At 61.6% G+C, this 12,795-nt stretch carries 11 protein-coding genes; 4 read left to right on the top strand and 7 right to left on the bottom strand.

Annotation, left to right across the window (positions count from 1 at the left end; all coding sequences use genetic code 11):
* Window positions 1-32 precede the first annotated feature (32 nt).
* The 4 genes from EK16_RS10170 to EK16_RS10155 form a co-directional block, all read right to left on the bottom strand.
* Window positions 33-851, bottom strand: a complete 819-nt coding sequence (locus EK16_RS10170; RefSeq protein WP_038036761.1) for a TIGR00282 family metallophosphoesterase — start codon at window positions 849-851, stop codon at window positions 33-35.
* A 123-nt stretch (window positions 852-974) separates the two neighbouring features.
* Entirely contained in the window at window positions 975-1,607 is a 633-nt protein-coding gene (locus tag EK16_RS10165; protein WP_038036759.1) for a 5-formyltetrahydrofolate cyclo-ligase, read from the bottom strand.
* 183 nt (window positions 1,608-1,790) lie between these two features.
* Entirely contained in the window at window positions 1,791-2,363 is a 573-nt protein-coding gene (moaB, locus tag EK16_RS10160; protein ID WP_051929245.1) for a molybdenum cofactor biosynthesis protein B, read from the bottom strand.
* A 105-nt stretch (window positions 2,364-2,468) separates the two neighbouring features.
* On the bottom strand, window positions 2,469-3,152 hold the full coding sequence (locus EK16_RS10155) for a DUF1045 domain-containing protein (RefSeq protein ID WP_051929244.1): 684 nt from the start codon (window positions 3,150-3,152) through the stop codon (window positions 2,469-2,471).
* A 419-nt stretch (window positions 3,153-3,571) separates the two neighbouring features.
* Between EK16_RS10155 and EK16_RS10150 the strand changes: the two genes are divergently transcribed.
* The gene (locus tag EK16_RS10150; protein ID WP_197059676.1) at window positions 3,572-4,219 is read left to right on the top strand and encodes a TrmH family RNA methyltransferase; all 648 of its coding nucleotides are present in this window, start codon (window positions 3,572-3,574) and stop codon (window positions 4,217-4,219) included.
* 501 nt (window positions 4,220-4,720) lie between these two features.
* Here the strand turns inward: EK16_RS10150 and hemA are convergent.
* A complete protein-coding gene (gene hemA, locus EK16_RS10145) occupies window positions 4,721-5,953 on the bottom strand; it encodes a 5-aminolevulinate synthase (RefSeq protein WP_038036903.1) in 1,233 nt (410 codons plus the stop codon).
* A gap of 596 nt (window positions 5,954-6,549) precedes the next feature.
* On the opposite strand from hemA, the gene EK16_RS10140 reads away from it, so the two are divergent.
* Both EK16_RS10140 and EK16_RS10135 read left to right on the top strand, forming a co-directional pair.
* Window positions 6,550-7,179, top strand: a complete 630-nt coding sequence (locus tag EK16_RS10140) for a class I SAM-dependent methyltransferase (protein WP_038036757.1) — start codon at window positions 6,550-6,552, stop codon at window positions 7,177-7,179.
* 369 nt (window positions 7,180-7,548) lie between these two features.
* Window positions 7,549-9,045 (top strand): DEAD/DEAH box helicase, encoded by a 1,497-nt coding sequence (locus tag EK16_RS10135; RefSeq protein WP_038036901.1) that lies wholly within the window; start codon window positions 7,549-7,551, stop codon window positions 9,043-9,045.
* A gap of 815 nt (window positions 9,046-9,860) precedes the next feature.
* On the opposite strand, the gene rpsI is transcribed toward EK16_RS10135, so the two are convergent.
* Entirely contained in the window at window positions 9,861-10,352 is a 492-nt protein-coding gene (gene rpsI / locus EK16_RS10130) for a 30S ribosomal protein S9 (protein WP_038036755.1), read from the bottom strand.
* On the bottom strand, window positions 10,352-10,822 hold the full coding sequence (rplM, locus tag EK16_RS10125) for a 50S ribosomal protein L13 (protein ID WP_038036754.1): 471 nt from the start codon (window positions 10,820-10,822) through the stop codon (window positions 10,352-10,354). The genes rpsI and rplM overlap by 1 nt, the downstream gene beginning before the upstream one ends.
* A 1,093-nt stretch (window positions 10,823-11,915) precedes the next feature.
* Here rplM and EK16_RS10120 point away from each other — a divergent pair.
* Window positions 11,916-12,722, top strand: coding sequence for a hypothetical protein (locus EK16_RS10120; protein WP_038036753.1), 807 nt, complete (start codon window positions 11,916-11,918; stop codon window positions 12,720-12,722).
* The last annotated feature ends 73 nt before the right edge of the window (window positions 12,723-12,795 follow it).

The raw sequence follows: 12,795 nt of genomic DNA, 5'->3' as shown, positions 1-12,795 counted from the left end.
CAATTCTCTTCCCAAGGCCCGCCTGAAAGGGATCAGAAATCCGGCCAGGCCGGATTGAGCCGTCCGCCCTGACGCAGGGCCCCGATCTTCTGCGCCAGTCCGGTTCGGTCATCGGTTTCGACCAGGATCCCGCAAATCGTCACCTCCCCCATGGCCGGCGAAAAGCGCCCGCGCGCAAGCCTGTGCACGAAGCGGTTCAACGGCTCGTCCTTCTCCATGCCGATCACCGAGTTGTAGTCGCCGCACATGCCGGCGTCCGTTATATAGGCGGTGCCGCCCGGCAGGATGTGCTCATCGGCCGTCGGCACATGCGTATGGGTGCCCACCACCAGCGAGACCCGCGAATCGCAGAAATGGCCCATGGCCATCTTTTCCGATGTGGCCTCCGCATGCATGTCCACGACAATGGCATCGGCGCCCTCGCCCAGCGGACAGGCGGCAAGTTCCCGATCCACGGCGAGGAAGGGATTGTCCGGCAAGGGATGCATCGACACCTGCCCCATCGGCGCCAGCACGAGCACGCGCCGCCCGTCCTGCGTCTCGAACAGGCCGGAACCGCGCCCCGGCACTTCAGGCGGCAGATTGAGCGGCCGCAACAGCCTGGGTTCCCGTTCGAGATAGCTCAGCACTTCGCGCTGATCGAAAGCGTGATTGCCCGTGGTGATCACATCCGCACCGGCGTCGAACAATTCCGCACAGATCGCTTCGGTGATGCCAAAGCCGCCGGCGGCATTCTCGCCGTTGACGATGACGAAATCGGCCTTCAGCTGTGCGCGCAGGCCTGGCAGCGCATCGATGACCGCCCGGCGCCCTGCGCGTCCGACCACGTCTCCAAGAAACAGTATGCGCATCGTTTCAGGACCATATCCTTGCCGCTGGAGGCGATCGCCCTGCCGCAGAAAGGGCAGCGCGCTGCGATACTTCTGCCCATGAGACCGCAAGGGATCGCCCCCGATCCCGGCAGGGATAGGCCCTCAGGCGCCGTCTGTGAAGGGGCCGATCGTCTCGCGATCGGTAAGGATCCAGTCCAGCGGCGCATCATGGGCCTCGCGCGGCACCCTGTCGAGCTCCTGACCGGAATAGGCCGCGCCGATGGCGACGATATCGCCGTTTGCGCGCAGATGGGCAAGGGTGCGGTCATAATGTCCGCCGCCCTGGCCAAGACGAAAGCCGCGCCTGTCGAACCCCAGCAGCGGCACGATGACCACCTGCGGCGTCACCGGCGCCGCAAATGCCGGCACGGGCACGGCGAAACGCCCTTCCTTCAACGGCTCGCCCGGCCGCCAGCGATGAAACAGAAGCGGCCCCGTTTCCTCCGGCACCACCGGCAGGGCGGTGATGAAACCGGCCTGATCAAGGGCACGCAACAGCGGGATGACATCCAGCTCCTGGCCCACGGCATGATACCCGGCCACCACCGCGCCCTCAGGCACGGCTAGCCGGCGCAACAGGGCGAGGCCCCGCTCGGCAATGCGCCGCGCCGCCAGCGGGCCGGCCGCATGCGCCATCATCGCCCGCGCTCCACGCAGATTCTGACGCAAGGCGCCTTTCCGCGCGGCGATGGCCTCGGGCGCGTCATTTTCGTCATTCTGGGCCGGATCAATCATGCCGGCATGGTGTGCAGCACGCCCCGAACCTGTCAAGCAGGGAATATGCGGGCTTTTGCAGACCGGCAGCTGATGGAAAGCCGGACAGCTTCCGGAAACATCATATGCGCGGACGGATGCGGGCCATCATGAAATGTGAAGATTCAATTGCCCTTACATTCGTCCTGCTTGAGGATTCGGGCGCTATGTGCGGCGCAGGTGTTCATCGAGCCGCGGGAGAATTTCCACGAAATTGCAGGGGCGGGTGCGATAATCGAGCTGCTTGACGAGCAGCTCGTCCCAGCCGTCCTTGCAGGCGCCGGGAGAGCCGGGCAGGCAGAAGATGTATTTGCCCTGGGCGACGCCGCCGGTTGCGCGCGACTGCATGGCGGAGGTGCCGATCTTCGGCCAGGAGACGAGGAAAAAGGCAATCTGAAAGCCCTCGATCTCCTTTTCGAACAGGCCGCGGGCGGCCTCGATGGTGACATCGCGGCCGGTGAGACCGGTGCCGCCGGTGGTGATGATCACGTCCACCTCCTCTTCCGCCAGCCATTTCTGAAGCTGCTCGCGGATGAGCTTTTCGTCATCGATGACGATGGCGCGATCGATGAGCCTGTGTCCCGCCTTCTCGATGCGCTCGGCCAGCACGGCGCCGGAGCGGTCATCTTCAAGTGTGCGGGTGTCGGAAACGGTGAGCACGGCAATGCCCAGCGGGATGAAGTCCCGCTGATCAGGGCCGCCATGGGCATGATGGACGGGCTTTTTTTCCTCCTGCACGGCTTGTCTTTCCTCCCTGTTTGTTCCGGTCTTTAAGCGACGCTCAGCCGCAAATATTCATGAGCACGGTGACGGCCTTTCCCCTTTCCTGTCAAGCGGCGGCGCTCAGCCACGCAAGGGAAAACGCGCGATGAGGTGAAAGGGTGCCTTCGGCTCCTTTTGTGCAAAGATGCACAGATCGCGCAAGGTCACGGGCTTGCGCAGATAGTCCGCGCCCCATTCGATCACCTTCTCCTGCCAGCGCGGCAGTTCCTGCGGGGCGAGGATGGAGGTGAGCGTCATGTGAAAGACGTAGTCCTCGCCAACATAAGGATAGCCCCAGGTGAAGACATTGGCCTTCTGGCGGCGGGTGATGCCCTTGTCGAAGATGGCATCCTGCTCCTCCTCGGTGAGCGGATCGCGGAAGAGATCGAGATCACGCACGCAGGTGAAGGCAAGCGCATCTACCCTGTCATCCGGCAGGGCCTGTTGCAGGGTCATGAAACTGCCCAGGGGTTTGGGGATGAGCTGGCCCAGGGGCACGGGCGCCTGTTCGGCGGCCAGATTCTCAACGGCGGCGAACAGCTCCGCCTCGCTGCGGCCGCGGCGCAGGCGGAAGGGAGCCTTCAGCGTGGCGTGAAAGCCATAGCGCGCCGGCGTGCGGATGATGCCGGTGGGGATGTCCCAGGCGTTCTCAACCGGCTTGCGGGTCTCGGTATCGAAGCCGAACCAGCGGCGGCCGAATTCGGCCAGGGGTTCGTCGCTTCGCGGAGAGAAATAGACGGCGTATCGATACCATTCAGCGCTCATGGCCGCTTGATCGTTTCCCTGTTTTAGGGTGTGTCCTCATAAAATCCGACGCGCCAGCCCCTGAAGGTCGCCATTTTCGCTGCATCTCGCTGACTTTTCGCCCTTGAAAATAGCTTTGGCTATTCCCTGCGGACGAAAAGATCAGCGATATTTTGCGAAAATGCCGCTGGCATCGCCGTCCTTTATGAGCCCACGCCCTGAGGCTTTGGGCTTTTGCTGCGATGAATGGCCTCTCGCCGCCCTTCTGACAAGGGCATGCGGGCCAAAGGGGCGCGATTATTCCACATGATGCGCATAATGATGCGCAAAGGCCGGCGGGGCTGTGTGGCTCAGAAGGAGCGGTGGTGGCGTTTCAGGGGTGTTGGTTATATGCGGCGGGGGCTTTACCTGGGCGCGGTCTTCTGTCAATGCATGCGGCCATGGTGACGGAACGACGCAAAGCGAAACTGACGCGCATCGCGGCCCTGCGCGATCTGGCAGCCGCGGTGGTGCTGGAGGATATTCACGATCCGCATAATGCCGCCGCCTCCTTTCGCTCCTGCGATGCCTTCGGCATTCAGACGGTGCATCTTATCTTCGAGCAGGAAAAGCCCTTCAACCCGCGGCGGGAAGGCAAGAAGACCTCCGGGCATACCAACAAGTGGCTGGATTTTCACATCCATCACGGCACGGACAAGGCCATCCGCGCGCTGAAAGAGGCAGGATACACGCTGATCGCCACCCGGGTTGATCCGGCGGCGAAGCCCTTGCCGACGCTTGATCTCTCTGCCATTGAGCGGCCTGCCTTCGTTTTCGGCAACGAGCACCGGGGCATCTCCGAGACCATGGCGCAGGCGGCGGATCATCTGGTCTGGCTGCCGATGGTGGGCATGGCGGAAAGCTTCAATCTTTCGGTGTCGGTGGCGCTGACGCTGGCGGAATACTTCGGGCAGAAGCGCCTGGGCCGCGCGCCGGTGCCGGAAGCGCGCATTCCCGGCCTTCAGGGGGACCTGACCGATACGGCGGAAACAGCAGCGGCGCTCGATGCGGCCCATGCCGCGCTTCTGGCCCGCTGGCTTGAAAAATGAGCGCGCGGATGGGCACAGAATCCATGCTGGCATGGATGGCGGGGTAGAATACCCCGCCCAAACGTTCCGGAAGGGGATACAATCCCCTTCCGGCTTTTTCTTTCCATACGGCTCAGATTAAGCCTGCTGGCGAATGCCGTCGTTCTCCAACTCCGCCTCATTCCTGGCCCTGGATTGCCGGGACAAGGCCCGGCAATGACATTTTCTTATGATTTATCAATAAGTTAAACAACAAACCCCTAGCTCATGGAAAGTCTTTTTTCCTCGGTCAATTTGGCGGCAACAGCACGCTTCCTGAATTTTCTCGGACAGGCGTGGGCAGAAGCCTTAGGTCTTGTGCCGCAAACGCATGCATGTGTGGCTTGAGATACCGGCTTTCGCCGGTATGACGAAGTTGGTGGCATGGGTGGCGGGGTAACATACCCCGCCGAAACGTTCCGGAACGGGATGAAGTCCCGTTCCGGCAATGGGCGCTGTTTGAATGCGTGCGGAGAGGCCCTGTTATTCCGCGGCCTCGCGGGTTTCGCGGCGCGGCAGGGCGAGCTCGTCCCAGAGGGTGTCCAGCGCCTCGACCATGGCATCGATCTCCTCCGGCCCGTGCATGGGCCCGGGGGTTAAGCGGATGCGCTCGGTGCCGCGCGGCACGGTGGGATAGTTGATGGGCTGAACATAGATGTCGAAGCGGTCCATGAGCGCGTCGGTGAGCTGCTTGCAGCGCACGGCATCGCCGACCATGACCGGCACGATGTGACTGGGCGTGACGATGACGGGCAGATTGCGCGCCAGCAGTTTCTCGCGCAGCAGGGCGGCGTGTTTCTGCTGCAGCTCGCGCTCCCTGGACGAGGTCTTGAGATAGCGCACCGAAGCCCAGGCACCGGCGGCGAGAACCGGCGAGAGGGAGGTGGTGAAGATAAAGCCGGAGGCATAGGAGCGGATGGCATCGCAGATGTCGGCATCGGCCGCGATATAGCCGCCCATGATGCCATAGGCCTTGGCCAGCGTGCCCTCGATGATGTCGATGCGGTCCATCACGCCATCGCGCTCGGCCACGCCGCCGCCGCGCGGGCCATACATGCCCACCGCGTGCACCTCGTCGATATAGGTCATGGCCCCGTATTTCTCGGCGAGATCGCAGATCTCGGCGATGGGGGCGATGTCGCCGTCCATGGAATAGACGGATTCGAAGGCGATGACCTTGGGCCGGTCAATGGGCACGGCCTTGAGCTTCTCCTCGAGATCGGCAAGGTCATTGTGCTTGAAGATCACCTTGTCGCCGCGGCCGTGCCGGATGCCCTCGATCATGGAGGCGTGATTGAGCTGATCGGAGAAGGTGATCAGGCCGGGCAACAGCCTGGCCAGCGTGGACAGCGTGGCCTGATTGGCCATGTAGCCGGAGTTGAACAGAAGCGCCGCCTCCTTGTTGTGCAGATCAGCAAGCTCCTTTTCCAGCTGCACGTGATACCAGGAGGTGCCGGCGATGTTGCGGGTGCCGCCGGCGCCGGCGCCGACATCATCAATGGCCTCGTGCATGGCCTTGAGCACTTCCGGATGCTGGGCCATGCCGAGATAGTCGTTGGAGCACCAGACGGTGACTTCCTTGACGTTGCCCTTGCCGTCGTAATAGTCGGCCTTCGGGAACTGGCCGCACTTGCGCCTGAGCTGGGCGAAATAGCGATACCGCCCCTCCTTGTGCAGATCCTCGATGGCTTCGCGGAAGATCTTCTTGTAATCGATGGTGCTCATCGCCTTCCCCGTCCGTTTACTCTGCCTGCCGCCCCCGAACTGACCGGATTTCAACGCCGCAAGGGCGCTGTTCCTCTTCCCTTTCGCTTTCGCCTTCATGCGCCCGGCCGCCCCGTTTTGCCCGAAGGCCCCGTTCAAGCGGCGTCATCCGGCGCATTTTCCATCTCGCCCCGTTCGGCAGGGCCTTTCACACTCTTCCTTTCCTTCCCTTCCATCCCCGATCCTGCGGCGGTGCGCCGTTTTTCCCTGTCAGAAGCCTTCTAAGCCGGCGCTGACCGCCCGTTCGCCCCGCCGCTCTTTTGCATTTTACCGTTCAGGCCCTTTTCCTTCGCCTTGCTGCGGCCGGTTTTGTCTCATGGCGGCCGCAATTTGAGCCCAAGCGGTTCAGGGCGATCCTTGATCCGGATCAAGATGGAACATGACCGTCTTGTAACAAGTTCACAATATCGTGAAATGTCGCGGAATGCCGCATGAATTCCATTTCATGAATATCTTTTCAGCCTTTGGTCATGTTGTCTTAAGCTTGCGTCTGAAAACGGAAAACGGATGAGCCCCTTTCCCCGCCCTGATGACCCCGATCTGATGAGATGGCCAGGACTTCGCTTTATGACCGGATGCTGCTTTCGCCGCTGACCGACATCGTCTGCGGCCTGCCGCCGATTACACGGCTCAGGGAACGGATCGTGCCGCAGGCCGAAGGCGTGGTTCTAGAGCCCGGCATGGGCTCCGGCCGCAACCTTGTGCATTATGACCCGGAGCGGGTGAAACAGGTGATCGGGGTTGACCCCAACGAGAAACTGCTGGCGCTGGCGCGCAAGCGGGCGCGGGATGCGAAGGTGCCGGTGGAGATTCTGGCGCAGAGCGCAGAGGCGCTGCCTTTGGAAAATGAAAGCGTCGATACGGTGGTGCTGACCTATACAGGCTGCTCCATTCCCGACATCCGTTTGGCGCTTGCCGAGTTTTTCCGGGTGCTGAAGCCGGGCGGGCGCCTTCTTCTCTGTGAGCACGGGCGGGCGGAAGAGCCGCGGGTGCAGCGCCTGCAGGATTGGCTTACTCCCGCCTGGCGCCAGCTCGCGGGCGGCTGTCATCTGAACCGGGATCTGCCGGCGCTGCTGAAGGATGCGGGATTTGCGGAAGAATCGATTGAACGGTTCTACGCCCTGCCGCGGCCGAAGGTGCTGGCCTGGCATTTCCTCGGCAGCGTGCGCAAGCGCTGAATGTGCAGCAAAGAGCAGGAAGAGCGGGGCTTTTCCTTGACAAAGGCGGGAGTCCGCCTATGTTCCGGGCAGACGCATCGTTGCCGCACGTGGTGCGGCGGGTTTTCGTTTTCGCGATTCATGATGTCGTCCCGCAAGATCCTGAAGGGAAGTGAATTTCCGGGTTTTCTGGGGCGATACGCATATCGGGCCAGCGGCGGAGCGTCCCACCATGGCGCGCATTGTGCGCCGTGATTTTCATCCGCTCCTGATCTTTCACGCCCCGGTTTTATTGAGCGTTTCGCCTCATGCCTGCGAAAGCTTGAGCAGCACACGATGACAGATCAGGCGGAGAACAGCATCCAGACCAACATCAATACGGACACATCCATGACATTCAAAGACCTGGGCCTGAGCGAGAAGGTCCTGAAAGCGGTCGCCGACGCCGGCTACAAGACCCCGACGGAAATCCAGAAACAGGCCATTCCGCCCGCGCTGGAGGGCAAGGACGTTCTGGGCCTGGCGCAGACCGGCTCCGGCAAGACGGCGGCCTTCGTGCTGCCCATGCTCATGCGGCTGGAGCGCGGACGGGCGCGGGCGCGCATGCCGCGCACCCTGATCCTGGAGCCGACGCGGGAGCTGGCGGCGCAGGTTCATGACGCTTTCAAGATTCTGGGCAAGGAACACAAGCTGAAGGTGGCGCTGCTGATCGGCGGTGTGTCCTTCGACGAACAGTCGCGCATCATTGACCGTGGTGCCGATGTGCTGATCGCCACGCCGGGGCGGCTTCTCGATCATTTCGAGCGCGGGCGGCTTTTGCTGACGGGGATCGAGATCCTGGTGATCGACGAGGCCGACCGCATGCTGGACATGGGCTTCATCCCCGATATCGAGCGCATCGTGAAGCTGCTGCCGGTGACGCGGCAGACGCTGTTCTTCTCCGCCACCATGCCGGAGGAGATCCAGCATCTCACCGCGCGCTTCCTGCATCTGCCGGTGACGGTGCAGGCGCAGCCGCCCTCCTCCACCGCCGAGACCATCGATCAGCGGCTGGTGATGGCGCCGGTTGAGGAGAAGGCGAAGCGGGCGAAGCTGCGCGAGGTGATCGACGCACGCAAGGACGACATCCGCAACGCCATCATCTTCGCCAACCGCAAGAAGACGGTGGAGATTCTGGCCAAGTCGCTGCACAAGCACGGCTATAACGCCGGGGCGCTGCATGGCGACATGGACCAGTACGAGCGGCTGGAGACGCTGCAGAAGTTCCGCGACGGCGAGATCACCTATCTTGTTGCGTCGGACGTGGCGGCGCGGGGGCTGGATATCCCCGAAGTTTCGCACGTGTTCAATTATGATGTGCCGGTCTCGCCGGAGGATTATGTGCACCGCATCGGGCGCACCGGCCGCGCCGGGCGCGAGGGCACGGCGATCACCCTGGTGACGCCGGAGGACTACAAGGCGCTGGTGGCCATCGAGAAGCTGATCGGCAAGGACATTCCCTGGGAGGGCGAAGCGCCTTCGGAGGAAGAGATCGCAGCGGCGGTCTCCGGCCGGCGCAAGAAGCGGCGCAAGCCGGCAAAGGCGAAAAAGGCCGGCGCGAAGGGCGGCGAGCCCTCAAAGACAGGAAAGGCAGGCGCCGAAACCGGCAAGAGCACAGAAAAGGCCGCTCAGGCGGACGGCGACGGCCGCAAGAAGAAGCGCAGGCGCCGCCGGCGCAAGAAGAAGCCGGCCGCTGCTGCCTTTACGCCCCAGAAGGAACAGGCTCCGGCCGGCAAGACCGGCGGCAAGACAGGTGAAGACACACCTGCCGCTGACGCGCCCGCCGGCGGCTTTACCGGCGATACGCTGCCTGCCTTCCTGGCCCGGCCGGTGAACGGCGAAAGCTAAAGCAGGCAGGAAGAGCAAGGCCATTTCATTCAAGCCCGGTGTCTTTTTAAGAGATCCTTTTGCAAGGGCCATGCGGGCGCTGTTGCCCTGCTGGCGAGGGTGATTGCCTGCCATGACTGCCTCGCCTGTGGCCCCGGATTGCGGTGATCCCGGTTCAAGCCCTACGGGATTCAAATATTTCTTAATGCCAAATAAATTCAGCAGGTTGAGCAATATGCCTGCTGGATATTCTGAGACACATTATAAAATTCCCGAATCGTCATACCGGCGAAAGCCGGTATCTAAAGCCACAAACGCATGCGTTTGCGGCCCGAGACCCCGGCTTCCGCCGGGGTGACGTGGAAGATGGTGACCTTATGGTGTGTGATGTGGTGTGGCATGATCGCATTTCTAACCATTTGAAATTATTTGTCTTTTAAACACAAATCATTATGCAAATGCTGTAGGTTGAAAACCTCACCGGACTGTTCCAGAAGGATATACAACATCCTTCCGGCGTTAGGTTTCAAGTAATTGTGGCCTGAGATACCGGCTGATCTGCGGTATGACGACGCGTGTGTCGCATGACGCCGCCAAGACGTTTCAGGAGCGGGCATGAGAAAGGGGCGGAAGAGCATTCTTCCGCCCCGATTTTTCGTCTGTCCTGTGCGGCTGGCGCTGCCGCCTCTTTTGGCCAGCGCCGCTTAGAGTCCAATCGAAAATTCGCCCGGAGGCGAATTTTCGCACCACCCACCGCCCCGCGCCCCCGCCCAACCACCCGATATTGTATATGTGCAGAGTGCTTGGGCGGGAACGCGGGGCGGTTGATTAGGCGCTTAGCGCTTGGAGAACTGGAAGGAGCGACGGGCCTTGCGCTTGCCGTACTTCTTGCGTTCCACGACGCGGGCGTCGCGGGTGAGGAAGCCGCCCTTCTTGAGGGTGGGGCGCAGCGCCGGCTCGTATTTGACCAGGGCGCGGGCGATGCCATGACGCACCGCACCGGCCTGACCGGACAGGCCGCCGCCGGTGACCGTGCACATGACGTCGTACTGATCGACGCGATCCACCGCCTCCAGCGGCTGACGCAGGATCATGCGCAATGTGGCGCGCCCGAAATATTCCTCCACGTCCTTGCCGTTGACGGTGATGCGGCCGGAGCCCGGCTTGATCCAGACACGGGCGACGGCGTTCTTGCGCTTGCCGGTGGCATAGGCGCGGCCGTGCTCGTCGATCTCCGGCTCCGGCAGGGCCGCTTCCTCCTGCGGGGCGGCGCCGGTCTGCTCCAGCGCCTCGCCAAGATTTTCAAGCGTGGTGGTTTCCTCAGGCATCAGCCAGCCCTCCTGAGAACGTTCTTGCGATTGAGCGCCTTGACATCGAGCACCTCGGGCTTCTGCGCCGCATGCGGATGCTCAGGCCCGGCATAGATGCGCAGGTTCTTCAGCTGCCTGCGCGCCAGCGGCCCCTTGGGCAGCATGCGCTTCACCGCCAGCTCCAGCACGCGCTCCGGGCGCTTGCCGGTAAGCATCTTGTCCGCGGTGCGCTCCTTGATGCCGCCGGGATAGCCGGTGTGCCAGTAATACTTCTTCTTCTGCATCTTGCGGCCGGTGAGCACCACCTTGTCCGCATTGATGACGATGATGTTATCGCCGCAATCGACATGCGGCGTGTACCGGGGCTTGTGCTTGCCCCTGAGGCGCGTGGCGATGATGGAGGCGAGACGACCCAGAACGACGCCCTCGGCATCGATCAGGATCCATTTCTTCTCCACCTCGCCCGGCTTGGCGGAATAGGTCTTCATGGGTCTTTTTCCGTCCTCTGAAGTTGAGGTCTGCCCTTGATGATGCCGTCTTCAAAGCGCAAAACCGGATGACAAGAGGCCTCATTCAGCCCCTTTTTTACGTTTCCAGCCATGCGACGGGCGGCATCCCGTCCGGCGCGCTTTTATGCCGAGCAACCGGCAAGGTCAAGAAAAAATGGGTTGATGGCGTTTTGTCCTTTTTAATCAGAAGGATAAGGATACGGTAAAATAATACCTCACGCGACACAACACGCCACTGCCATCTATCTCGTTACCCCGGCGGAAGCCCATTGGTCTCCAAAAAATTACTCTGTGCATTGCGAATAATTTTCGCCATGAAGAGCGTAATTAATCACATGCTAGGCAGATGCCTTTATCCAGGCATGCTTCCACCCTTGCCCAAACTTCGAGGCGATATTTTTTATGAAAGTTCAACTAGTTACGTCATGCCCGGGCGTGTCCCGGGCATCCAGGGGCGGTTTTAAGCATGCGGTGATGGCTGTCAAATTTGGTTCTTCGGGACTCTATCCTTCGAGAGGAACCTCCCATCAAAAAGCATACGACACATATCAAGCCTGCTGGCGGGCGCCATTGCCCACCAAGACCGTATCATTCTTGGCCCTGGATTGCCGGGACAAGGCCCGGCAATGACGTTTTATTGTGGTTTATCAATGAGTTAAACAACAAACTCCCAGCTCATGGAAAGTCTTTTTTTTCTCGGTCGATTTGACGGCAACAGCACACTTCCTGAATTTTTTGGACAGGCATGGGCGGAAGCCTTTGGTCTCGGGCCGCAAATTCATGCATTTGTTGCCCGAGATACCGGCTTCCGCCGGTATGACGAGGTGAGTGGAGTGCAGTATGGTATGATAATACCTAGGCGCTTCTGCCGGCCTTTCTGGACGCCTTCCCGGGGGAGCGTTACACTGGCCGGCACCGGCTTTGCAGGCCATGCACGTCATTGCTATTGCACAGACGTTCGCAAAACGGGGGCGTGAAAGACGTAATGAGAAAGCGCTGGAAGAACGGGAGGAAACGGCAGGCGATCACGCCGGCTCGACGCGGGCGGGCTTGTGCCCGGGCGGGAAGCGTGATGGCCCTTGGCCTGGCGTGTGCCGTGTTCGCCTTAAGCCCGGGCGGGCTGCATCAGGCCGCAGCGGCGCCGCGCCCGATGAAGGATCAGGACCGCATCATCGACGAGGGCGGTTCACAGGAGGGCATGGGCGGCAAGGGCAGGCTTGCGCCACTGGTGCCGGATACGCCGGCGGGCGAGGATCTTCCCGGCGGGCCAATGCCTGAGAGCGGCCCGGCCCTGCCGCCGCCGGAGGAGCTTGAAGGGCCGGAGATGAACGTTGGCCCGGCGCCTGGCTCTTTGGAGGAGGCCATCGAGCTTGAACGGATGATCCGCGAGGATATTCCCAACATCGCGGCGGTGGAGCTCGATGTGGAGAAGGCCAAGAAGGCGCTGGATGCCCTGGCGGCTGTTTACGGCAAGTATGACGAGGGTATCGAGGAATATCCAACCTTGCAGGAATTCGCCGACAAGACCGAGGCCGGGCGCAAAATGCAGGAAGAAATCCGCCGCTTCGGTTTCAAGGACGTGGCGGAGTGGAACCTGGTGATCATGAACCTGGGATTTGCCTATTCCTCGGTTCTGGCAGGAAGTGACGAGCCCATCCTGCAGCAGATCCGCGCGGTTGAGAACAACGCGCACTTTCCGCCAGAGCGCAAGAAGGAGCTGGTGCGGATGCTCAAGGTGCTCGTTCCCTCGCCGAACAACCGGAAAGTCGTAAAGGCGCTCATGGCCGATCCGGTCTATGCTGAGAAACTGAAGCTGCTCGATGCTGACGAGGCCGAAGGCGAAGGCGCAGCAGACGCACACCAGCCCGCGCCGGAATGATTGTCACGGCACACATGCGCTGAGGCCCCATGGACGATGATTGGTGCGGGGTGCGCAGGTAATGTGTGGCCGC

This window comes from Thermopetrobacter sp. TC1 (assembly GCF_000746275.1).
Classification (GTDB): Bacteria; Pseudomonadota; Alphaproteobacteria; order Rhizobiales; family Aestuariivirgaceae; genus Thermopetrobacter.
This window is presented reverse-complemented; position numbering and strand designations above follow the sequence as displayed.